21 protein-coding genes and 2 pseudogenes are annotated in these 21,526 nt (G+C 59.9%); 17 read left to right on the top strand and 6 right to left on the bottom strand.

Going from position 1 to position 21,526, the window contains the following annotated elements; genetic code table 11:
* Positions 1-125, top strand: a pseudogene (locus EFB14_RS31355) (porin); the annotation flags it as partial.
* Positions 126-221: 96 nt separating this feature from the next.
* On the opposite strand, the gene EFB14_RS31350 reads toward EFB14_RS31355, so the two are convergent.
* Together EFB14_RS31350 and EFB14_RS31345 are read right to left on the bottom strand one after the other, a co-directional pair.
* Positions 222-1,121, bottom strand: coding sequence for an alpha/beta fold hydrolase (locus EFB14_RS31350; RefSeq protein WP_125846776.1), 900 nt, complete (start codon positions 1,119-1,121; stop codon positions 222-224).
* 65 nt (positions 1,122-1,186) lie between these two features.
* Positions 1,187-3,262, bottom strand: a complete 2,076-nt coding sequence (locus EFB14_RS31345; protein ID WP_126830580.1) for a lytic transglycosylase domain-containing protein — start codon at positions 3,260-3,262, stop codon at positions 1,187-1,189.
* A gap of 213 nt (positions 3,263-3,475) precedes the next feature.
* Between EFB14_RS31345 and dapA the strand changes: the two genes are divergently transcribed.
* Entirely contained in the window at positions 3,476-4,360 is an 885-nt protein-coding gene (dapA, locus tag EFB14_RS31340) for a 4-hydroxy-tetrahydrodipicolinate synthase (protein WP_126830579.1), read from the top strand.
* A 204-nt stretch (positions 4,361-4,564) separates the two neighbouring features.
* Entirely contained in the window at positions 4,565-5,044 is a 480-nt protein-coding gene (gene smpB / locus EFB14_RS31335) for an SsrA-binding protein SmpB (protein WP_126830577.1), read from the top strand.
* Positions 5,045-5,152: 108 nt separating this feature from the next.
* Here smpB and EFB14_RS31330 read toward each other — a convergent pair whose 3' ends face one another.
* Complete coding sequence (locus EFB14_RS31330) at positions 5,153-5,734, bottom strand: LabA-like NYN domain-containing protein (RefSeq protein ID WP_003546927.1); 582 nt, start codon at positions 5,732-5,734, stop codon at positions 5,153-5,155.
* A 296-nt stretch (positions 5,735-6,030) separates the two neighbouring features.
* Here EFB14_RS31330 and rpoZ point away from each other — a divergent pair, with 296 nt between their 5' ends.
* The 12 genes and pseudogenes from rpoZ (at position 6,031) to EFB14_RS31270 (ending at position 16,425) form a co-directional block, all read left to right on the top strand.
* Positions 6,031-6,435, top strand: a complete 405-nt coding sequence (rpoZ, locus tag EFB14_RS31325) for a DNA-directed RNA polymerase subunit omega (protein ID WP_003574261.1) — start codon at positions 6,031-6,033, stop codon at positions 6,433-6,435.
* Positions 6,436-6,609: 174 nt separating this feature from the next.
* Positions 6,610-8,844 carry a RelA/SpoT family protein gene (locus EFB14_RS31320; RefSeq protein ID WP_125846780.1) on the top strand — a complete coding sequence of 745 codons (2,235 nt, stop codon included), beginning with the start codon at positions 6,610-6,612 and terminating at the stop codon, positions 8,842-8,844.
* Between the two features lie 193 nt (positions 8,845-9,037).
* Positions 9,038-9,187 (top strand): DUF3563 family protein, encoded by a 150-nt coding sequence (locus EFB14_RS31315; protein ID WP_125846781.1) that lies wholly within the window; start codon positions 9,038-9,040, stop codon positions 9,185-9,187.
* Between the two features lie 160 nt (positions 9,188-9,347).
* Entirely contained in the window at positions 9,348-9,938 is a 591-nt protein-coding gene (locus EFB14_RS31310) for a DUF2062 domain-containing protein (RefSeq protein ID WP_125846782.1), read from the top strand.
* Between the two features lie 37 nt (positions 9,939-9,975).
* Complete coding sequence (gene acpS / locus EFB14_RS31305; RefSeq protein ID WP_126830575.1) at positions 9,976-10,380, top strand: holo-ACP synthase; 405 nt, start codon at positions 9,976-9,978, stop codon at positions 10,378-10,380.
* 179 nt (positions 10,381-10,559) lie between these two features.
* Complete coding sequence (gene lepB, locus EFB14_RS31300) at positions 10,560-11,303, top strand: signal peptidase I (RefSeq protein WP_125846784.1); 744 nt, start codon at positions 10,560-10,562, stop codon at positions 11,301-11,303.
* Positions 11,300-12,019, top strand: coding sequence for a ribonuclease III (gene rnc / locus EFB14_RS31295; protein WP_126830574.1), 720 nt, complete (start codon positions 11,300-11,302; stop codon positions 12,017-12,019). Before lepB ends, rnc begins: the two co-directional genes overlap by 4 nt.
* Before the next feature lie 7 nt (positions 12,020-12,026).
* A complete protein-coding gene (gene era, locus EFB14_RS31290; RefSeq protein ID WP_126830572.1) occupies positions 12,027-12,968 on the top strand; it encodes a GTPase Era in 942 nt (313 codons plus the stop codon).
* A 150-nt stretch (positions 12,969-13,118) separates the two neighbouring features.
* Complete coding sequence (locus tag EFB14_RS31285) at positions 13,119-13,871, top strand: Crp/Fnr family transcriptional regulator (RefSeq protein ID WP_126830588.1); 753 nt, start codon at positions 13,119-13,121, stop codon at positions 13,869-13,871.
* A gap of 105 nt (positions 13,872-13,976) precedes the next feature.
* Positions 13,977-14,461: pseudogene (locus tag EFB14_RS31280) on the top strand (response regulator).
* Between the two features lie 97 nt (positions 14,462-14,558).
* Positions 14,559-15,329 (top strand): DNA repair protein RecO, encoded by a 771-nt coding sequence (gene recO / locus EFB14_RS31275; protein WP_126830571.1) that lies wholly within the window; start codon positions 14,559-14,561, stop codon positions 15,327-15,329.
* A 100-nt stretch (positions 15,330-15,429) separates the two neighbouring features.
* Entirely contained in the window at positions 15,430-16,425 is a 996-nt protein-coding gene (locus EFB14_RS31270; RefSeq protein ID WP_126830570.1) for an aldo/keto reductase, read from the top strand.
* A 5-nt stretch (positions 16,426-16,430) separates the two neighbouring features.
* On the opposite strand, the gene EFB14_RS31265 is transcribed toward EFB14_RS31270, so the two are convergent.
* From EFB14_RS31265 to EFB14_RS31255, 3 genes are all read right to left on the bottom strand, one after another.
* On the bottom strand, positions 16,431-17,288 hold the full coding sequence (locus tag EFB14_RS31265) for an MOSC domain-containing protein (RefSeq protein WP_126830568.1): 858 nt from the start codon (positions 17,286-17,288) through the stop codon (positions 16,431-16,433).
* 9 nt (positions 17,289-17,297) lie between these two features.
* Positions 17,298-17,942 (bottom strand): HD domain-containing protein, encoded by a 645-nt coding sequence (locus tag EFB14_RS31260; RefSeq protein WP_126830566.1) that lies wholly within the window; start codon positions 17,940-17,942, stop codon positions 17,298-17,300.
* Between the two features lie 81 nt (positions 17,943-18,023).
* Positions 18,024-19,901, bottom strand: a complete 1,878-nt coding sequence (locus tag EFB14_RS31255; protein ID WP_126830564.1) for a putative bifunctional diguanylate cyclase/phosphodiesterase — start codon at positions 19,899-19,901, stop codon at positions 18,024-18,026.
* A gap of 446 nt (positions 19,902-20,347) precedes the next feature.
* Here EFB14_RS31255 and EFB14_RS31250 point away from each other — a divergent pair, with 446 nt between their 5' ends.
* Positions 20,348-20,692 carry a hypothetical protein gene (locus EFB14_RS31250; RefSeq protein ID WP_126830562.1) on the top strand — a complete coding sequence of 115 codons (345 nt, stop codon included), beginning with the start codon at positions 20,348-20,350 and terminating at the stop codon, positions 20,690-20,692.
* A gap of 196 nt (positions 20,693-20,888) precedes the next feature.
* Entirely contained in the window at positions 20,889-21,404 is a 516-nt protein-coding gene (locus EFB14_RS31240; protein WP_126830559.1) for a superoxide dismutase family protein, read from the top strand.
* The last annotated feature ends 122 nt before the right edge of the window (positions 21,405-21,526 follow it).

Here is a 21,526-nt window from a genome sequence, read left to right as displayed (position 1 = left end):
TCGGTCTGACGGTTGATTACCAGATCGTCGACAACTTCTACGCCAAGGCTTCGGTTCAGTACCTCGATCCGGATGATGGCGACGACTCCACGACGGGCTACTTCCGTCTGCAGCGTTCGTTCTAATCTGATCTGATTAGGCAATACGGAAGGCCCGGCTTATGAGCCGGGCTTTCTGCTTTTGAGCAACTGTTTCGATAGACAAAGCACGAAAAGCGACGCCTATCGGTAACCGGTGAGAAAATCCTGAATAGCAGCTGGAATGCTCCCCATATGCAGAAGCGGCGCGTGCCCTTGCTCTGGCGCGGTATGCAGAACCAGACCTGGATGCCGGCGGGCCATTTCATTCGCTGTCTCCTTCGAGAGCAACGACGAATTTTCACCGCGAATCAGCATGAGCGGTAATCGGTTCAAGCTTTCGAATTGTACCCAGAGATCAGGCAGCGGCTGGGTGAAATCGACCGATTTTAGCGCCTCGGCGATTGCCGGGTCGAAATCTGCGACCGGCTTGCCGTCGACATCACGGTAAAGGGCGTGCGCCATTTCGCGCCAATCTGGGTCTCCAAGTGCAGTAAACGCTGCGCCGTGAATTTCCTTCAGCATAGCATTCGCCTCGTACCAGTCCGCCGGTCTCCTGCCGCTGTTGAGGTAATCGCGGATCCGCGCCAGCCCCTCGGCCTCGATCACCGGTCCGATATCGTTGAGGATGACGGCCTCGAGAAGATCCGGCCGTGTTGCCGCGATAAGATGCAGGATCAGGCCGCCTCGAGAGGTGCCAATGAAGATGGCGCGCTCGATGCCAAGCGCAGCGCAGGCGGCAATGACGTCGCCCGCTTCGATGGCGAGATTGTAGTTCGCCTTGTTCTCATCCCAAGCCGAGTTTCCGCGGCCGCGCGAATCGAGCGCGATTACCCTGCGCGGCATCATTGTGTCCCGGGAGAGAAGCAGCGCAAGCGGATGGAAATCCCGTGTATTGCGGGTCAGACCCGGCAGGCAGATCACCGGCAGCCGTCCGACGGCCCCTGCTGCGTCTTCAGGCCAGTAGTCCCGGGCGTAAAGTTTCAGCCCATCGGAAGACGTGTAAAATCGTTCCTGGAAGTCGCTTGCGTAAGTATCCGGCATCGCATTCCTCGAGATCTGTTTGATCTCGAAGATGTAGCTTGCTTTTCGAGCCGCGCCAAACAGCTTCAGGAGGCGCTGCGTCCGCCGATGAGATCGCGCTCGATATCGGTCGGCTGACCGAGGCGGGCTTTGTAGACTTCGTAATTCTCCATCACCCGCTGCACGTAGTTGCGCGTTTCGGGGAAGGGGATACGCTCGATCCAGTCGACGATCTCGTCGATCGACTTGCCGCGTGGATCACCGTAGCGGTCAATCCATTCCGGCACGCGCTTCGGCCCTGCATTGTAGGCGATGAAGGTGAGGATATAGGAGCCGCCGAAGGCGTCGATCTGCTCGCCGAGATAATGCGCGCCGAGTGTCGCGTTATAGCCGGCATCGGCGGTCAGCTTGTCCTTCGAATAGGTGATGTTGTGGCGCTTGGCCACCGCCTGGGCCGTTCCCGGCAGAAGCTGCAGCAAGCCCCGCGCATTCGCTGCCGAAACGGCAGCCGGATTGAAGGCGCTCTCCTGTCGGGCGATGGCGTAGGCAAGCGCCTTGCCGGAGCCCGAAATATTGGCGTTCGCGGGGATCACCCCGACGGGGAAGGCGAGTGCCGCCACATCGATGCCGCGTCCATACGCGACCTTGCCGACCTGCAGCGAGAGATGATGGTCGCCCGATTGTTCGGCCTGTGCAGCAAGGATCGCCAATTCACCGGGGCTCTGCAGTTGGTCGGCCAGCGCGAGATAGAGGATGTCGGCCCGCCATCCATGGCCTGCTGCCTCCAGCCGGGCGATTGCCTGCACGGCTTCGCGTGCCTGGAAGCTTTGCCGGTCGGCCGTACTCGGTGAGGGATAGGTGACGTTTAACGTCTTTCGTCCCAACTTTTCGGCCGCGAGCTGACCGTAGAAGGTGCCGGGAAAATTCGCGGCCTTCGCATAGAATTCGCTTGATTTGCCGGGGCCGCCGGCTTCTGCGGCCCGTCCCAGCCAATACCAGGCGCGGGAAACCGAGATCGGCCCGTTGGACGTCTCGAGGATCTTGCGGAAATGTTTTTCCGCCGTTTCCGCGTCCTGCAGGCCGCGAAGTGCGTACCATCCGGCGTGGAACTCTGCCTCGACGATATCCGTCGGGCTCGTTGCGGCATAGTTTGCGACGATGCGATAGGCAGGTTTGAACTGCCCTTGGTCGACGAGGCCGCGGCTGACGATGCGCTGCTCGTTCCACCATTCGCCGGAGTTGACGAGTTCGCTGCGCTCGCGCGGCATCTGCTCCAGAAGCGCTGCCGCCTGGGCATATTTGTCCTGTTTGCGCAGATATTCGATCCGCGCAAATAGCAGGCCGGCATCGCTGCGCCATTTCGCATCGACTGTATTGAGCAGCACGCCGGCATTGCCCGCCTTGGCATCGACGGCGGCCCAGGCCTTATAGAGTGACTGCGCCTGGCCCATGTCACCGAAGCGCTTGGCCTGCGCCACCCGGCCGCGATACATCAGATAGTCCATCCGCGCCTTATGGTCGGCAAGCGTCAACAGAGCGGAAAATTCGAGGAGGATCTTGTCCTCCGTCGGCTTGTCGAGAGCTTCTCCGCGCCAGACCTTGCGGATATATTTGGCTGCCTGTGCTTGCTTGCCTGTCGCAACCAGCGCCCGGCCGAGGATGACGGCGCCCTGTACCGTCTCGGGTGCTGTATCGCCGAAGGCGGCGAGCACGGCGGAAGGGGCGGGGTTTTCATCATAGAGGGCGCGCTCGGAATAGGATCGCAGCCGCGAAAGGCCCGGCCAGCCCTTGAGTTCCTGCGACGCGCTGGCGATTTCATAGGAAGGAACGCCCTTCAGCCCGGAAACGGCGATCGCCCAGGTGAGGATATGGCGGTCGAGTGTGCCGTCGCGCATGCTGTCCCGGATCGAAACCGCCAACTGCGGGTTCTTGTCGGAAAGCGCATCGAGGCCGGCCTTCAGGTCGCTGTTGACAGGAGCGATTGCCGGATTGCGTGGAATGGCACCTGTGGTGATCGATTCCGGAATGGCTGTCTCGGGAATGAAGCCGAGCGGCTTGACATCGGGCACGGGAGTGCTTTCGCCGGGAAGCGGCGACGCGGCGCTGCCCCACGCAGCGGCGACGAGGCCGAAGGCGGACAGAATCAGGACAGCTCTCTTCATCCGGGATCTCGCAACGAAAACACGCCCTGCCATTTGGCTAGAGGCATCTTAACGAAACCTTACCGTTGCAGGTAAAATTCATTCACATCTGCTATCGGAATTGCCCTAAACCGAACTCTGCGCGCTTGTCGCGATGATTTCGGCGCTCTATGGTGCGCAACTCATATTCATGGAATGCGGCCGAAGCAAGGATTTGGTCGTGAGGAGCTTTGCATGTTCAATGGGTCCATTCCCGCCCTCGTCACTCCCTTCACGGATGCCGGACTGTTCGACGAAGACAGCTTCGCCGCGCATGTCGACTGGCAGATCAAGGAAGGCAGCAGCGGTCTCGTTCCGGTCGGCACAACAGGCGAATCCCCGACTTTGTCGCATGCCGAGCACAAGCGGGTCGTGGAACTCTGCATCGAAGTCGCCGCAAAACGCGTTCCCGTTATGGCCGGCGCCGGTTCGAACAATACGCGCGAGGCGATCGAGCTTGCCCAGCATGCTGAAAAGGTTGGCGCGAACGCCGTGCTGGTCGTCACCCCTTATTACAACAAGCCGACGCAGAAAGGCCTGATCGCGCATTTTTCGGCGATCGCCGAGGCCGTCGATCTGCCGATCTATATCTATAACATCCCGGGCCGGTCGGTGGTCGACATGACGCCGGAAACGATGGGCGCGCTCGCCAAGGCGCATAAGAATATTGTCGGCGTCAAGGATGCCACGGGCAAGATCGAGCGCGTCTCCGAACAGCGCATCACCTGCGGCAACGATTTCCGGCAATTGTCCGGCGAAGATGCGACGGCGCTTGGCTTCAACGCTCATGGCGGCGTCGGCTGCATTTCGGTGACGGCCAATGTCGCGCCGCGCCTCTGCGCCGATTTCCAGGCAGCGACTTTGGCCGGTGACTATGCCCGCGCGCTGGAATATCAGGATCGGCTGATGCCGCTGCACAAGGCGATCTTCATGGAGCCGGGTCTTTGCGGCGCCAAATATGGACTTTCCAGACTTGGTCGTATGAGCCGCAATGTTCGCTCGCCCCTGCTTTCGACGCTGGAGCAGGGAACGGAAGCGGCGATTGACGCAGCTATGCGCCATGCCGGCTTGCTGAACTGATCCGAACGATCGTCTTCACAAGGCAGCACCACCCCCTTACATAGGGGGCACGGAATGAGGGCGCGACTTCTAGCGCCTCAGATCCGGATTTTAGGCCTGACAGGACTAAAATCATCCGGATCTACATTAAAGAAATAGAGCATGGGTCGCCCGAAAACCGCTCACATTTTTCGGCATCGTGCTCTGAAATAGTGGAATGTCGTCATGGCCCCTAAAGGCAGCCAGCGCGTGGTGAACAAGGTTGTGGCTGAAAACCGCAAAGCCCGTTTCAACTACGAGATCATCGATACCTACGAGGCGGGCCTCGTGCTGAAGGGCACGGAGGTCAAGTCGTTGCGCGAGGGCAAGGCCAATATCGCCGAATCCTACGCTTCGGATGAAGACGGCGAAATCTGGTTGATCAATTCCTACCTGCCGGAATATCTCCAGGCGAACCGCTTCAACCACGAACCGCGCCGCCGCCGCAAGCTGCTGCTGTCGGGGCGCGAAATCCATCGCCTGCGCTCTGCCGTCAACCGCGAAGGCATGACGCTGATCCCGCTGAAGATCTATTTCAACGATCGCGGCCGGGCAAAGATGGAGCTGGCGCTCGCCAAGGGTAAGAAATTGCACGACAAACGCGAATCCGAGAAGGAGCGCGATTGGAACCGGCAAAAGAGCCGCCTGCTGAAGGACAATGGCTAAGCGTATCGGTCACGATTGCCGCCACGCCGCTATATCGTACCGCCTATCCTGAAATGCAGTGGGCGGCCGCGCTTCGACAAACACGTCGGCTTCGAAGCGTAAAATCGCTTAGTCTTCGAAATCGCTCGCCGGGGCGACTTCGGCCGGGCGTGGCGCGCGCTCCGAGGGATCGCGACCGATTTCAGCCTTCAGCGACAAGAGATCGATGAAGTGGTCGGCTTGCCGGCGCAGGTCGTCGGCGATCATCGGCGGCTGCGTCGCCATGGTCGAGATCACCGAGACCTTGCGGCCTCTGCGCTGCAGCGCCTCGACAAGATTCGTGAAATCGCCGTCGCCTGAGAAGATGACGAGATGATCGACCGTTTCGGACTGTTCCATGGCGTCGATCGCGAGCTCGATGTCCATGTTGCCCTTGATCTTTCGGCGACCCATGGAATCTGTGAATTCCTTGGCGGGCTTGGTGACGACTTTATAGCCGTTATAGTCGAGCCAGTCGATCAGCGGCCGGATCGACGAATATTCCTGATCCTCGATCAGGGCGGTGTAATAGTAAGCGCGCAGCAGATAGCCGCGTTTCTGGAATGCTTTCAAAAGCTTGCGATAATCTATGTCGAAACCGAGGCTCTTTGATGCAGCGTAGAGGTTGGCGCCGTCAATGAAGAGTGCAATTTTTTCGCGTGGGTCAAACATCGCTTACCAATCCAATGAGAGCAATCGAAATCCGTCGACACAGAACTCAATAAAAACAATGGCTTGTGCTGTGATTTCGATCTGATCCTTACTTTATGAATTATTCATATATGAAAGATTTAGGGCACGATTCGGCATATTCCAAGCAACCATCGGTAGAATTGTGACCTTCTCCATGGAAATTTAGATCAGGCGCGGACAAAGACGAGGGCAACAGGAACGAAAAACTTGTATTTGTCCGGTTTTAATTGTATCGGGCGTGCTAATCCCGAAATGACGACCGCAAAGGACAGGCAATGGCCCGTGTCACAGTTGAAGATTGCATTGACAAGGTGGAGAACCGCTTCGAGCTGGTTCTGCTCGCCAGCCACCGCGCCCGGCTGATTTCCCAGGGTGCCTCGATCACCATCGATCGCGACAACGACAAGAATCCTGTTGTGGCCCTGCGCGAAATTGCTGACGAGACGCTTTCGCCTGATGACCTCAAGGAAGATCTGATCCATTCGCTGCAGAAGCATGTCGAAGTCGACGAGCCCGAGCCCGATCCGGCAAGCATGATCGCCGCCGGCGGCGTGGCCGCAGCCGACAGCGAGGAGCAGGATGACCTGCCCGAAACGATCACTTTCGACCAGATGTCGGAAGAAGAGCTGCTTGCTGGCATCGAAGGCCTTGTGCCGCCGGAAAAGAGCGACGACTACTAAGCGCGCAGGCCGATCCTCGGTCGCATCGAGCGATCCGGAAAAGTTTCCTGCGATGCAAAAGAACGACGATTACCAATCGTCAATCTTGCGCCTTTATTGCTTAGGCATATTATTGCCCATGTGTGCGCCAATCGTTGATTGGCGCGCTTTTATTTTTATCGGAGTGGCTTTGGAATGATGCGGCAGTACGAGCTCGTGGAGCGGGTTCAGCAATACAAGCCCGATGCCAATGAAGCACTGCTGAACAAAGCCTATGTTTATGCCATGCAGAAGCATGGCCAGCAAAAGCGCGCGAGCGGCGACCCTTATATTTCCCACCCACTCGAGGTTGCCGCCATCCTCACCGACATGCATCTCGATGAATCGACGATCGCGGTGGCGCTTCTGCACGACACGATCGAAGACACGACGGCGACGCGTGCCGAAATCGACGAACTCTTCGGCGAGGATATCGGCCGTCTGGTGGAAGGCCTGACGAAGATCAAGAAGCTCGATCTCGTCACCAAGAAAGCCAAGCAGGCAGAAAACCTGCGCAAGCTGCTGCTTGCCATTTCTGACGACGTGCGAGTGCTGCTCGTCAAGCTTGCCGACCGCCTGCACAATATGCGCACCCTCGATCATATGTCGGCTGACAAGCGCGCCCGCATTTCCGAGGAGACGATGGAAATCTATGCGCCGCTGGCCGGCCGCATGGGCATGCAGGATATGCGCGAGGAGCTGGAGGAGCTCTCCTTCCGCCATATGAACCCGGAAGCCTACGAGACCGTCACCAAGAGGCTGGAAGAGCTTTCGAAGCGCAACGAGGGCATCGTCAAGAAGATCGAGGCCGAACTGCGGGATCTGCTGGTCGCAAGCGGCCTGACGAGCGCCTATGTCAAGGGCCGGCAGAAGAAGCCCTATTCGGTCTTTCGCAAGATGCAGTCGAAGTCGCTTTCCTTCGAGCAGCTTTCCGATGTCTACGGCTTCCGTCTCATCGTCGAGGACATCCCTTCCTGCTATCGCGCGCTCGGTATCGTCCACACACGCTGGCGCGTCGTGCCGGGCCGCTTCAAGGATTATATCTCGACGCCGAAGCAGAACGATTACCGTTCGCTGCACACCACCATCGTCGGTCCTTCCAGCCAGCGCATCGAGCTGCAGATCCGCACCAAGCGCATGCACGAAATCGCCGAATTCGGCATCGCCGCGCACGCGCTCTATAAGGACGGCGCCAGCAATGCCGATGGCGACATACTCTCTCGCGAATCCAATGCCTATTCCTGGCTGCGCCATACGATCGAGGCGCTCGCCGAGGGAGATAGTCCGGAAGAATTCCTTGAGCACACCAAGCTCGAGCTTTTCCAGGATCAGGTCTTCTGCTTCACGCCGAAAGGCAAGTTGATCGCCCTGCCGCGCGGGGCCACCCCGATCGATTTCGCTTATGCGGTGCATACCAATATCGGCGACACCACGGTCGGCGCCAAGATCAACGGCCGCATCATGCCTCTGGTCACGCGGCTTGCAAATGGCGACGAGGTGGAGATCATCCGCTCCGGCGTGCAGGTTCCGCCTGCCGCCTGGGAGGAAATCGTCGTGACCGGCAAGGCGCGCGCTGCCATCCGCCGCGCCACCCGCATGGCGATCCGTAAACAATATGCCGGCCTTGGCCACCGTATTCTGGAGCGCACCTTTGACAGGGCCGGCAAGATCTTCTCGCGCGAGGCGATGAAGCCGGCGCTGCATCGCCTCGGCCAAAAGGATGTCGAGGATGCGATCGCCGCCGTCGGCCGCGGCGAGATGTCCTCGCTCGACGTGCTGCGCGCCGTCTATCCCGATCATCAGGACGAGCGCGTCACCGTGAAGCCCTCCGGCGACGACGGTTGGTTCAATGTCCGCAGTGCGGCCGGCATGATCTTCAAGATCCCCGGCAAGACCAAAGCCGGGGTCGACGGCGGCCACGCGGATATCGACGCCGATGCCGCGATCGGGCCGATCCGCGGCCTGTCCGGCAATGTCGACGTCAAGTTCGCGACGACCGGTGCCGTGCCCGGCGACCGCATCGTCGGCATCATGGATCAGGGTAACGGCATCACCATCTATCCGATCCAGTCGCCGAGCCTGCAGCGCTTTGACGATCAGCCTGACCGCTGGATCGACGTCCGCTGGGATCTCGATGAGGCCAACAAGTCGCGCTTCATGGCCCGCATCATGGTGAATGCGCTGAATGAACCCGGCACATTGGCCAAGGTCGCCCAGACGGTTGCGGGCCTCGACGTCAATATCCGCCTGCTGAATACTGTGCGGGTGGCGGCCGACTTCACCGAGATGATGATCGAAGTCGAGGTCTGGGACCTGCGCCAGCTCAATCAACTGCTCGCCCAGATGAAAGAGTTGGACTGCATCGCCACGGTCCGGCGGCTCTACGATTAAGCTTTTTTAGATCCTTCATGGGCTCGACTGAAAGATTGCACATTTTGTGATCTTTTAATGGTCAAAACGGCACGTCAAAAAGGCAAGCAATGCGCTGGGCGCATGGCTGTCTCCATGTTGCGGTGGTGGTAATTAACCTTTGCCGGTACTATCTTCTGGTCATCGAAACACGCACAGAAGATGAGACAAGATAATGTTTGACCCTATCAGGAAATTCGCTCGCGCCTTGCGCGCTCCGACCACGCAGGAACGTGAAATGGCTTATCTCAATGGCTCGTTCGATCGCATTGATCTCGAGTTTCGTCAGCGCCAGGTCGACCGCGGTCTGTTCCGCAATCGCTGATACTGAGAGTATACTTGAAATGAGTGAGGGACGTTATGCATAACGGACGCCCCTCGACGTGAAGAGGTTCCTCGATAAAGAGAGAATCAGCGGCTTGTTTTTCAAACGGTAGCATTTGCCGCTCTTGTCATGGCCGTATGCGCTACACTAAATACGCGCCATGTTGTTTCGCCGTCGCAAACCTGCGGGATTTAAGGAAAAGATGCGGGAGCTCTTATGGCCCCGTAAAGGTTTCCTTCGCCCGATCCGCTATCTGACAATGCGCATCCTGCGCCTTAGCGCCTCGCCGCATGCAGTTGCGGCCGGCGTCGCCGCAGGTGTCTTCGTCTCCTGGACGCCCTTCATCGGCGTTCATTTCATCATGGCATTCGTCATCACCTATTTTCTCTCCGGCAATATGGTGGCGGCCGCTCTCGGCTGCGCGGCCTTCGGCAATCCGCTGACCTATCCGTTCATCTGGGGCATTACCTGGGAGATCGGCCATCTGCTGTTGAGCCGCGAGGATCATCTGGCCGGTCAGGCGGTGGATCTTGCCGCCATGTTTCATAAGCTGAACTTCATGGAGTTGTGGAAGCCGGTGCTGGAGCCAATGCTGCTCGGCGCCATCCCGCCGGGGATCGTCACCGCCGTTGCGCTCTATGCACTGACGTTTTACACGGTGAGGGGTTTTCAGACGCGCCGCCGTACCCGGCTGATGGAGAGGGCGCGCCTGCGCCTTGCGGATCCCGCCAGCGACATTCCGAGCGTATGAGCCCGATGCAGAATCGTAAGCAACGGAAGGTTCCGGCATGATCATCGGCATTGGCAGCGATCTGATCGACATTCGCCGTGTCGAGAAGTCCATCGAGCGCTTCGGTGAGCGCTTTACGCATCGCTGCTTCACCGATATCGAGCGCGCGCGTTCCGATCGGCGCGCAAACCGCGCCGCATCCTATGCCAAGCGTTTCGCTGCCAAGGAGGCCTGCTCCAAGGCGCTCGGCACCGGCATAGCGCAAGGCATTTTCTGGAAGGATATGGGCGTGGTCAATCTGCCGAGCGGCAAGCCGACCATGGTTTTGTCAGGCGCGGCCGCTGCCGTCCTGGAATCGATGCTGCCCGCGGGTCATAGGCCCGCCATTCATTTGACAATAACGGATGATTATCCCTTGGCGCAGGCCTTCGTCATTATCGAGGCGTTGCCCGAGAGCCTTTGATCGCGACCTCGGAAGCGGTGGGCCGCGACCACGGAAGCGTTTCATCGTGACCTCGGAGCGATTGATCGCGACCTCTCGTCGCTTTTGATGTTGTCGCCATTGCCGCAACCGACCGAAGCCGCTAGAGAGAACGACAGAAAGAATTGCGCCTCCGCGGCGTCTTGAAGGAATAAGACTGCGTGTCCGAAAAAGTCGAAACCAAGCCGAACGCCCTCTGGGAAAATATCAAAGTCATCATCCAGGCGCTGATTTTGGCGATGGTGATCCGAACCGTGCTCTTCCAGCCTTTTACGATCCCGTCCGGTTCGATGATGCCGACGCTGCTCGTCGGCGACTACATCTTCGTCAATAAGTTCGCTTACGGCTATTCGAAATATTCGCTGCCCTTCTCGCCTGATATCTTCAGCGGTCGCCTGTTCGGCTCCGATCCCAAGCGCGGCGATATCGTCGTCTTCCGCTTTCCGCCCAATCCTGAGGTCGACTACATCAAGCGTTGCGTCGGCCTGCCGGGCGATCACATCCAGGTCACCGATGGCGTTCTGTACGTCAACGGCAAGCCGGTGCCCAAGGTGGCGGACGGCAGCTTTACCTCGGATTACAAGCTCGATCCGGGCGAGGACGTGCCGGTTTTTCGCGAAACGCTCGACAACGGCAAGACCTACGATACGCTCGACCAGTCCCCCGTCTCGCGCGGTGACAACACCCGCGAGTTTATCGTGCCGGAAGGCCATTATTTCATGATGGGCGACAACCGCGACAACTCGCTCGACAGCCGCTTCGACGTCGGCTTTGTGCCCGCGGAAAATCTTGTCGGCCGCGCCAGCGTCATCTTCTTCTCGCTCGGCAACGACACTTCCTTCCGCGAAATCTGGAAGTGGCCGACGAACATGCGTTGGGACCGCCTCTTCAAGGTCGTTGAATGAGCAAGCCGCAGACGCTTTCTGCGGCTGACCGCGCAAAGCTTGAAGCCCTGATCGGTCACGACTTCGCCGAAAAGGAACGCCTGGATAGCGCGCTGACCCATGCCAGCGCCCGTACGGAAAAGGGCGGCAATTACGAACGGTTGGAATTCCTCGGCGACAGGGTCCTCGGGCTTTGCATCGCCGAGCTTCTGTTCCGAACGTTCGGCACGGCGGGGGAAGGTGAGCTTTCGGTTCGTCTCAACCAGCTCGTCAGCGCAGAAACCTGCGCTGCGGTTGCCGACGAGCTCAACCTTCACCTCTATATCCGCACCGGCGCAGACGTGAAGAAATTGACCGGCAAACGCATGATGAACGTGCGCGCCGACGTCGTCGAAAGCCTGATCGCCGCGATCTATCTCGATGGCGGCCTCGAAGTCGCCCGCCGGTTCATCCTGCGCTACTGGCAGGGCAGGGCGGTGCGGGCCGACGGCGCCAAGCGCGACGCCAAGACCGAGCTGCAGGAATGGTCGCACGCGAAATTCGGCGTGACTCCCATCTACCGGGTTGATGAACGCAGCGGGCCGGATCATGATCCGCGCTTCAAGGTGACGGTGGAAGTTGCTGGCATTAAGCCCGAAACCGGCGTAGAGCGGTCGAAGCGTGCCGCCGAACAAGTCGCGGCGACGAAGATGCTCGAGCGCGAAGGCATTTGGCAGCAGTCGCCTGCCGGAAATTGACGGGACGATGACACAAGAAGAAGATATCGCGGCCGAAGCCGCCGCCGAAACCAGTGGCCCGACGCATTCGGGCTTCGTCGCGCTGATCGGTCCGACCAATGCCGGCAAGTCGACGCTGGTGAACCGCCTCGTCGGCGCCAAGGTCTCGATTGTCAGCCACAAGGTGCAGACGACGCGCGCGATCGTTCGCGGTATCGCGATTCATGACAATGCCCAGATCGTCTTCATGGATACGCCCGGCATCTTCAAGCCGCGCCGCCGGCTCGACCGTGCCATGGTGACCTCGGCCTGGGGTGGCGCCAAGGATGCCGATCTGATCATGCTCCTGATCGACAGCGAGCGCGGTCTGCGCGGCGATGCGGAAGCCATCCTCGAAGGCCTCAAGGAGGTCAAGCAGCCGAAAATCCTGGTGCTCAACAAGATCGACCGCGTCAATCGCGAGGATCTGCTGGCGCTGGCCGCGAGCGCCAATGAGAAGATCGCCTTCGAACGCACCTTCATGATATCTGCCGAAAACGGCTCCGGCTGCGATGACGTCATGGACTATCTGGCCAGCACGCTTCCGGAAGGGCCTTGGTACTACCCGGAGGACCAGATCTCCGATCTGCCGATGCGCCAGCTTGCCGCCGAAATCACCCGCGAAAAGCTGTTTCTGCGCCTGCACCAGGAGCTTCCCTATTCCTCGCATGTCGAAACGGAAAAGTGGGAAGAGCGCAAGGACGGCTCGGTGCGCATCGAGCAGGTGATCTATGTCGAGCGCGATAGCCAGAAGAAGATCGCCCTCGGCAAGGGCGGCGAAACCATCAAGGCGATCTCGACTGCTTCCCGCAAGGAATTGTCTGGGATATTGGAACAGCCGGTCCATCTCTTCCTGTTCGTCAAGGTCCGCGAGAATTGGGGTGACGACCCCGAACGGTTCCGCGAAATGGGTCTCGATTTCCCGAAATAGCCACGGCAGGGATTTCATCGGGCAGACGCCAGCCCTTTGTTTCCTTGGAAAAAATCCGGCCCGTTGCGGAACGAATCCATGCCCTCGCGCATTCTTTGCTCGACGGTGCGCCAATGGTGGAACATCGATTCTGCGACCGCAAGGGCAGGCATGGCGACGTCGAAACCCATCCATTCTTTCAAGACCCCTTGCGAGCAATGTCCTTTGCGGCCCCTGCCGCATTTCAGGGAGTTCAGCCGCAATGAACTTGAATTCGTCTCCCGCTTCAAGAAGGGCGAGCTTGCCGTCGATGCCGGCGCTACCATCCTCGTCGAGGGCGCGCACAGCGCTCATCTTTTCACCGTGCTCGCCGGCTGGGGCTTCCGCTACAAGATGTTGGAGGACGGCCGTCGCCAGATCCTGAACTACATCATGCCCGGCGACCTGATCGGCCTCCAGGGAACCATCATGGGCGAGATGCAGCATTCCGTCGAAGCGCTTTCACCCGTTTCCCTCTGCGTCTTCGAGCGCGACAGGCTGATGACGCTTTACAGCAACCACGCCTCGCTGGCATTCGACATCACCTGGATCGCCGCGCGCGAAGAACGCATTCTGGATGAACATCTGCTGAGCGTTGGCCGTCGCACCGCGCTGGAACGAGCAGCCTACCTGATCGCTTTCCTCTTTGAGCGCGGCAAGCAGCTCGACCTCTTCAATGGCCGCAAATTCATTCCCATCACCCAGCAGCACATTGCCGATACACTCGGTCTTTCCATCGTCCACACCAACAAGACCTTGAAGAAGCTCAGCGAGCGCGGGCTGATCCGCTGGCAGGAGCGTGGCTGCGAGGTGCTGAACGGCGAGGAATTAATGGCGATCGCCGGCTGGGAGGGGCTTGGTGAAGGCAAACGCCCGTTCATCTAGCCAATCGGCCCCACCATGTCTTTTTTAAATGCGCATTGGCAGGCGGCAACATAAGGTTCGCTGTCGTCTTTCCTCCGATTTTGATTCTTCTCGACCGGGCGGAAAATGTTCCATTTAGAAATAGTGGCGGGATTCACCGATAGCGTGCCATGCGGATACCAGAGGGTAATGATGTTGGCGAAATGGCTTGGGCGCTGCGGCAAGCGCCCAACGAAGGGCATGGAATCATGAGCGCAACCCGTGTTCTGGTTCTTGAAGACAGTCTGATCATCGCGATGGAGGCAGAAGATATTCTGCACCTGGCCGGTGTCGAAAGCATCGATATCGTCGGTAGTCTGGAACAGGCCAGAGCCGCAATCGCTGCGGAGACCTATGATTTCGCTCTTCTCGACGTCAATCTCGGCGAGGGCATGAGCTTCGGATTTGCTCGCCATCTTCTCGATGTCGGCATCCCTTTCGGCTTCGTCAGCGGCTATTCCGATCCGCGCGATTTCCCGCCCGACCTGCAGCATATACCGCTTCTGGTGAAGCCTTTCGACGAAAAGGCGATGGGCGAATTCCTGCAGAAGCTTTTCCCGGCCGCTGCCTGACGCGGTCCGGCCGCCGCCTGACGCGGCCCGAAGGGGTCCATGACATCAGGCAGCCCTTGCATTAGGATGGATTCGTCATCCGTAAGGACTTCTTTCGATGCAGTGGCAGGATCATGCGATCATTCTGGGCGTCAAGCGCCACGGCGAGACCAGCGTCATCGTCGAGGTGATGACGCGTGATCGCGGTCGCCATCTCGGCCTGGTGCGTTCCGGTCGCTCGCGCGCCATGCAGCCGGTGCTGCAGCCAGGCAATGCGGTGGAGGTCATCTGGCGTGCCCGGCTTGACGAACATCTCGGCGAATTTCGTGTCGAGCCGGTGACACTGCGCGCCGCCCGCCTGATGGAAACGGCGACAGCCGTCTACGGCGTCCAGGCGATGGGCGCGCTGCTGCGGCTATTGCCGGAGCGCGACCCGCATCCGCATCTCTTCGATGCGCTTGAAGTGATCCTTGATCATCTGCACAATCCGGCCGATGCGGGTGAGCTTTTCGTGCGTTTCGAGCTCGCGGTGCTGAACGATCTCGGCTATGGCCTCGATCTTGCGGAATGCGCCGCGACGGGCGCCCGTTCCGATCTCGCCTATGTCTCGCCCAAATCCGGCCGCGCCGTTAGCCGCAGCGCTGGCGCCCCCTGGGCGGACAAGATGCTGCTTCTGCCGCCGTTCCTCGGCGTCGAAGGCAACCACGCGGCCGATTTCGACAGTCTTTCAGCCGCATTCCGTCTGACAGGATTCTTTCTGCATCGCCATGTCTATGAGCCGCGCGGTATCGAGGCGGCCGTAGCCCGGGAAGGCTTCGTTCAGGCGGCGCTCAAGGCGCTTAATCCAGCCTCAAGGACGCTTTCAAGCCCGAACGGCATATCCGCCTGACATTCGTTTTTTACGGCTGCAAAACATCCTTCGGATTTGGCGGTTTACCCATTCACAAGCGCTTCCTATGTCTTGGTGACTGCCAATCGAGGAGGATCCCATGCTGACCAAGCCCGCATCATCGACGACGATCACGCTCTGGAACGGCCGCGAAATTCCGCGTCTCGGCATGGGATGCTGGGCGATCGGCGGCCCGTTCTTCGCCGGCGACACGCCGCTCGGCTGGGGCGATGTCGACGACGATGAATCGGTGGAAGCGATCAATCGTGCCATCGAACTCGGCATCCGCTTCTTCGATACTGCTTCGAATTACGGTGCCGGTCATTCGGAAGAAGTGCTCGGTCGGGCAATCGGCAATCGCGGCGAAATCGTCATCGCCACCAAGTTCGGCTTCGCCACCGATCCGGAGACGAAGCAGGCGACCGGCGCTTTCGCCGACGACGCCTTCATCCGCCGTTCGGTCGAGACCTCGCTGCGTCGCCTCAAGCGCGACCGTCTCGATCTGCTGCAATTCCATATCAATGACTTTCCGGCGGAACAGTCGGATGCCGTCTTCGATACGCTCGAAGCGCTGCGCGCCGAAGGCAAGATCGATGCGTTCGGCTGGAGCACGGATTCTCCCGATCGTGCCGCCCGTCATGCCGGCCGCCAAGGCTACGTCTCGGTCCAGCATGCGATGAACGTCTTCGAGGCAGTGCCGGAGATGGTCGCGTTGATCGAGAAGGAAGGCCTGATTTCCATCAATCGCGGTCCGCTGGCCATGGGGCTGCTGACCGGCAAATTCACCGCCGACAAGGCGGTGGGCGCGAGAGACGTCCGGGGCGCGGCGCTTGACTGGATGGTCTATTTCAAGGACGGGCGCATGGCGCCGGAATTTGCCGCAAGGCTCGATGCTGTCCGCGATCTCCTGACATCGGACGGCCGCACGCTGACCCAAGGAGCGCTTGCGTGGCTCTGGGCGCGCTCGCCGCGGACCCTTCCCATTCCGGGCTTCCGCACCGTCGCCCAGGTGGAGGAAAATGTCGGCGCGCTGGAAAAGGGGCCGCTGTCAGCCGATGCCATGGCAGGCATCGATGCCGCGCTCGCCGGGGTCTGATGGTCTCAGGCTGCGGCGCGACGTTTGAGCGCCCAGCCTTCCGGTCTCTCTTCGACGATGTGGACGGCGTCACCGATGGTGATCCTGCCGCCGCCGCGCGGCGTGGCGTTCCAGCCGAAGAGCGGGCCGGGCACGCGCCGGTCGGCCGACATGCGGATGCGGCCCATGGCCGGCATCGGGTTTGCCACGTCACGCGATCCGGTCAACTGGTCCTGCGTCGTCATGATGCAGCGGGAGCAGGGTTTGACGAGATCGAAGCGGATACCGGAGATCTCGATTGCCGCCCATTGGTCCTCCGGCCAGGCTTCGTCGGTATCGATGACGATGTTCGGGCGGAAACGGTCCATACCGACGCTGCCTTCGCCGTGGGCGGCGAGGTCTGCGTTCAAAGCCTTCAGCGAGCCGGTCGTGGTGACCAGGATCTGGTAGCCGTCGGTAAAGGTGACGGGGGTGCCGTCGCCAGCCCATTCGGCATTCGCCATCCGCCGTGCTTGTCCGTCGAAGAAGACCAGTTGTACCTCGCGGCCGAGCCACTCGGAAAGCTGCCGGTTGCTCTCTGGATCGGCAACGGCGGCGCTGACGGTCGATTTCCACACGGTCACGTCCATGCGTGTTTCGGGCTCCGGCGGCGGCACTGATATGTCAGACTTTCCCTGCATCAGCAGCCGGAAGGCGCCCGGCTCCGGCCGTACCTCGATGCGGGCGAGATCCGGCAATTCGCGCTGGGTGATGAAATGACCCTGCGCATCGGTAATCATCGCCCGCCGGTCGCCGGGAAGCCCATAGGCGTCGATGTCGGCGGCGGGCAGCGCAATGCCGCGGGCGCTCTTGAGCGGGTAGATGAAGAGGTCGCTGACACGCATGCTATTCTCCTAGATTTCATCCATGAAGGCCGAGAGGAAGTCGCGCAGGCTTTTGTCGCGCGCGGTCGCCAACCTGCGGCCGGTCTCGGTCTGGAACCCTTCCGCCAGTTTGAACAGCTTCGTCTGGAAATGGTCAATGGCATAACGCTTGTCGTCGAGCGAACGGTTCTTCGCTGCCGGATCGAATGGGTCATAGAGCCCCGATCCTAGCCGCCCGCCGATATAGAAGCAGCGCGCGACGCCGACCATGCCGATCGCGTCCAGACGATCCGCATCCTGCAGGATTTTCGCTTCCAGCGTCTGCGGCGTCACCCCGGCCGAGAAGCTATGTGCGGTAATGGCATGGGCCGCGGCTTCGATGTCCCCGTTGCTCCAGCCGAGTTTCGTCAGGATCGCCGATGCCTTCTCCGCCGCCAGTGCCGATGCCTGTGCCCGCAACGGCGAATTCTTCTCGACGGAGACACAGTCATGCAGAATGACGGAAGCGGCGAGAACCCGTCCGTCTCCGCCTTCTCCCGCATGGATGCGCATGGCGTTCCTGAAGACGCGCAGGATATGGGCAAGGTCGTGCGAGCCGTCGTCGCCTTCGGCCGCATATGGGATCAGCGCCGCTGCCAGCGTTTCATGGGGAAGGAAGGCTTCGGCCTCGAACATCGCGTCACCTGTTATTGGGAGCCGATTGTGTAGCGGCTTGCCGTGCGAGTCGCAATCAAGCGCGATCTTGGCCGCTCCTCGTCACGCGCCGTTCTTCGGCGGCAGCGAGAGAAGATGGGGCACGTCACGCGCGGGTCGCGGCGGGCTGATGTAATAGCCCTGGATCTCGTCGCATTCCTCGCGTTCGAGCAGCGCCAGCTGTGCGGCCGTTTCGACGCCCTCCACGGTAACGCGCATGCCGAGTGCATCGCCGAGCAGGATGATCGCGTGCATGATCGCATGCGCCTCCTTGTTGTCGACGATGTCGTTGACGAAGGATTTGTCGATCTTGATCTTGTCGAAAGGGAAGCTCGAAAGGTAGCTCAGGGAGGAATAGCCGGTGCCGAAATCATCCATCGAGATGCGGATGCCACGCTCCTTCAGCGCATGCAGGATCGGCAGCACCTCGCCGAGATTTTCCATGAGCACGCTCTCGGTGATTTCGAGCTCAAGCCGCGATGGCGTCAGCGAGGCGGCGGCAAGCGCCTCGCTAACATCCTGCGTTAGGTCGCTGCCGCTGAACTGCATCGCCGAAACGTTGACGGCGACCTTGATGCTCTCCGGCCATTGCGCTGCATCGTTGCAGGCGCGGTACAAAACCCAGCGGCCGATATCGACGATGAGGCCGACCTCTTCCGCGAGCGGAATGAAATCCATCGGCGGGACACGACCGCGAATCGGGTGATTCCAGCGGATCAGGGCTTCGAAGCCGCTGATGCGCTGCAGCGAAAGGTCATAGAGCGGCTGGTAATGCAGCTCGAATTCCTCGTTCTCCACGGCGGTTCGAAGATCTGCTTCCAGCGCGTGGCGAAGTTGCATCTGCGCTTCCATCTCGCTGGTGAAGAAGCGCTCGCGCTTGCGTCCGTCCGCCTTGACGTGCGACAGCGCCACGGCGGCATTCTTCAACAGGATATCGGTTTCCTCGCCATCGTCAGGGGCGATTGCGATACCCATGGAGACGCCGAGTTCCACCTGTTTGTCGCCATGGAGGAATGGCTCGGAAAGCTCGCGGCGGATCCGGTCGGCCAGCGCCGTCACGTTCCATGGCTGCTGTCCGCACGTCTGCAGAATGGCGAATTCGTCCGAACCGAGGCGTGCCAGCGTGTTTTCCGGGCCGGCCGAGGCCCGGATGCGCTCGGCGACGTGCTGCAGGATCTTGTCACCAACCGAAACGCCCATGGTGTTGTTGATCGATTTGAACCGGTCGAGATTGAGATGCACGAGGGCGACCTGCTCATCCGGTTTCCGCTCGGCGAGTGCCGCATCGACCTGCTCACGAAAATGGATGCGGTTCGGAAGGCCGGTCAGCGGGTCGTGGTGGGCGAGATAGGTGATGCGCTCGGCCGCTTTTCGATCCTCGGTAATATCGGCGTGGATGGCGATATTGCTGCCGTCGGAAAGGATCGTCACCATGCTCTGGATGATGCGGCCATCCTCCATCAACCATTCGCGCCGGCGAAAACTGCCGCTTTTTGCGGTTGCCGGGGAAGGTTTCCTGCTCCGCCGGCGGGGTTTTGCGCCAACGCTCTCCGTGCCGCGTATTTTGCCGATGAGATCGGCAATCGTCGTGCCCGGGGCAACATCGTCCCGGCTCAGGCCGAAGAGCTGACGGAAGCGGGTGTTGGATAGGCTCAGCCGCTGGTCGGCGTCGAAGACGCTGAGGCCGAGGGGCAGATTGTCGAGAACGATCTCGAAGAGTTTCTTCTGTTCGTCGAATGCCTGCGTGATGGCGGAAACATTGCCTCTCAACGCATGGTTTTCCCTCAGCAGTGTTTCCGCGCTTCTCTCGATTTCGTCATAATCGCTTTCGTGGCCGCGATAGGTCGCGATCACGAGTTCCATGAGACGTTCTGCGTCGATCGATCCATCGTCCGTGACCGCCTGGTTGCATTGCTGCCAGAAGAGGACTTCGGCTTTCATGCGGGTGCGTCTTCAAGGATGGCTGCGACGGCAGAAGGCGTCTTCGGTTGATGAACGTGCCTCATCGTGACGGACATGGAAAACCTTTCCAAAATGAATGTAGAAATTGCTTTTTTGCAAGCTGAACTGTCTGGTGATAATTTGTAGAGCCCATCTTGTCTGGGCCGGATTAATATTCGGTTGCAGCGCAGCCGCCGCGAAACGTCGTTAGACGTTTGTTTTATATGTGTAAAAGCGCTGACATGCCGGTTGATGAACCCGGCTGCCGCAGGTGGAAGACTGGGTCAGCGGCGTTCAGTTACGCTTTGTCAATCATCGTTAATGGGAAGTTAACAGTTTATTGACGCACTGCGCAAATCAGTTTAACCAGCAATTCAACACCTGATTTTATCACCTTCGTATTGCGTACAAACGCCACCGGCAAAGGGCGGTGGCTGGAGGTTTGTATGACCCGCACCACATCCGTTTCAGACACTTCATACGCGTATCTGGCGACGCTATCGCGGCTCGATGCCAATGGCGATGGCGTGCTCAGCCGCGGCGAACGCGCAGCCGACGAGAGGCCTGGCATCATCAAGGAACTGTTGGCTGACGACAAGACCAGCGATGCGACGCAGCCGAAATTCTCCGGCAGCCTTGTCGCGCTGATGATGGATACGCGTAACGGCGGCACGGCAAACAGCATCGCCGTTCCCTATCCATTGCAGCAGACCGCGCCCACATCAGGGGATCAGTCAGACGATCTCTACCGCAACACCTACGGCCAGTTCGATTTCGACGCCGTCGCCTGAGCGAGGTTTCGATTGAGGTGATCTGCAAGCCGGCCATCTGGCCGGCTTTTCTCGTGCGGTATTCCCTGCGCATACCTCGAAAATCAGAATGATCTTCGCAAGAGCTATGCTCCCAGAGCGTCCTGCGAAGTTCGATATCAGGAACACCTTCCGGGCTGGCACGTTCAAGAGGACAACCGGACGGAAGGAGATCTCCATGAAAGCCATGCGCACTATCGCCGCCCTGAGCCTGCTTGCGGTCGCATTCCCAGCGGGCGCCCAGGATAAGCAGACGGCGATCGCCAATTTCGTCGACAAGGACGGCAAGGAAGACGGCCGCGCACAGCTGACGGCTGCTGCCAATGGCGGCGTCCTGATCGAAGTCGAGATATCGGGGCTGCCGGCGAACAAATGGGTGGCCTTCCATGTTCATGAGACCGGCCGCTGCGACGCGGCGACCCATCATGAATCGGCCGGCGGTCATTTCAATCCCGAAAAGGCGGAGCATGGCATTCTTGCCGCCAAGGGTCCGCACCCCGGCGACATGCCCAACCAATATGTCGGACAGGACGGCATGCTGAGGGCGCAGATCTTCGATACTATGGTGACGCTCGACGGCAAGACCCAAGGAATCCGTGGCCGCGCATTGATGGTGCACGCCAATTCGGATGATTACCGCAGCCAGCCGTCGGGTGATGCCGGTGAAAGACTTGCCTGCGGCGTCATTCAATAATCCAGCAGTCTCGCTGCCGGCGCGGCGTCTGATTGATTTGCCGCCGCGGTACGCGTGGTGAGGAGGATCCGTTGCCTGCTTCCATGGGCTGCCCTGTTGTTTCTGCGTCGAGGGCCAGATGG

Origin of the sequence: Rhizobium fabae, assembly GCF_003985135.1 — a bacterium.
In the GTDB taxonomy this organism is placed as follows: domain Bacteria; phylum Pseudomonadota; class Alphaproteobacteria; order Rhizobiales; family Rhizobiaceae; genus Rhizobium; species Rhizobium pisi.
The sequence above is the reverse complement of the archived record's forward strand: the minus strand, read 5'-3'. Positions and strand labels throughout refer to the sequence as shown.

What these genes read in the sequence shown, in the direction of transcription:
- EFB14_RS31350 (WP_125846776.1), bottom strand. Translation starts at nt 1,121, where the DNA reads ATGCCGGATACTTACGCAAGCGACTTCCAGGAACGATTTTACACGTCT.
- EFB14_RS31345 (WP_126830580.1), bottom strand. Translation starts at nt 3,262, where the DNA reads ATGAAGAGAGCTGTCCTGATTCTGTCCGCCTTCGGCCTCGTCGCCGCT.
- dapA (WP_126830579.1), top strand. Translation starts at nt 3,476, where the DNA reads ATGTTCAATGGGTCCATTCCCGCCCTCGTCACTCCCTTCACGGATGCC.
- smpB (WP_126830577.1), top strand. Translation starts at nt 4,565, where the DNA reads ATGGCCCCTAAAGGCAGCCAGCGCGTGGTGAACAAGGTTGTGGCTGAA.
- EFB14_RS31330 (WP_003546927.1), bottom strand. Translation starts at nt 5,734, where the DNA reads ATGTTTGACCCACGCGAAAAAATTGCACTCTTCATTGACGGCGCCAAC.
- rpoZ (WP_003574261.1), top strand. Translation starts at nt 6,031, where the DNA reads ATGGCCCGTGTCACAGTTGAAGATTGCATTGACAAGGTGGAGAACCGC.
- EFB14_RS31320 (WP_125846780.1), top strand. Translation starts at nt 6,610, where the DNA reads ATGATGCGGCAGTACGAGCTCGTGGAGCGGGTTCAGCAATACAAGCCC.
- EFB14_RS31315 (WP_125846781.1), top strand. Translation starts at nt 9,038, where the DNA reads ATGTTTGACCCTATCAGGAAATTCGCTCGCGCCTTGCGCGCTCCGACC.
- EFB14_RS31310 (WP_125846782.1), top strand. Translation starts at nt 9,348, where the DNA reads ATGTTGTTTCGCCGTCGCAAACCTGCGGGATTTAAGGAAAAGATGCGG.
- acpS (WP_126830575.1), top strand. Translation starts at nt 9,976, where the DNA reads ATGATCATCGGCATTGGCAGCGATCTGATCGACATTCGCCGTGTCGAG.
- rnc (WP_126830574.1), top strand. Translation starts at nt 11,300, where the DNA reads ATGAGCAAGCCGCAGACGCTTTCTGCGGCTGACCGCGCAAAGCTTGAA.
- era (WP_126830572.1), top strand. Translation starts at nt 12,027, where the DNA reads ATGACACAAGAAGAAGATATCGCGGCCGAAGCCGCCGCCGAAACCAGT.
- EFB14_RS31285 (WP_126830588.1), top strand. Translation starts at nt 13,119, where the DNA reads ATGGCGACGTCGAAACCCATCCATTCTTTCAAGACCCCTTGCGAGCAA.
- recO (WP_126830571.1), top strand. Translation starts at nt 14,559, where the DNA reads ATGCAGTGGCAGGATCATGCGATCATTCTGGGCGTCAAGCGCCACGGC.
- EFB14_RS31270 (WP_126830570.1), top strand. Translation starts at nt 15,430, where the DNA reads ATGCTGACCAAGCCCGCATCATCGACGACGATCACGCTCTGGAACGGC.
- EFB14_RS31265 (WP_126830568.1), bottom strand. Translation starts at nt 17,288, where the DNA reads ATGCGTGTCAGCGACCTCTTCATCTACCCGCTCAAGAGCGCCCGCGGC.
- EFB14_RS31260 (WP_126830566.1), bottom strand. Translation starts at nt 17,942, where the DNA reads ATGTTCGAGGCCGAAGCCTTCCTTCCCCATGAAACGCTGGCAGCGGCG.
- EFB14_RS31255 (WP_126830564.1), bottom strand. Translation starts at nt 19,901, where the DNA reads ATGAAAGCCGAAGTCCTCTTCTGGCAGCAATGCAACCAGGCGGTCACG.
- EFB14_RS31250 (WP_126830562.1), top strand. Translation starts at nt 20,348, where the DNA reads ATGACCCGCACCACATCCGTTTCAGACACTTCATACGCGTATCTGGCG.
- EFB14_RS31240 (WP_126830559.1), top strand. Translation starts at nt 20,889, where the DNA reads ATGAAAGCCATGCGCACTATCGCCGCCCTGAGCCTGCTTGCGGTCGCA.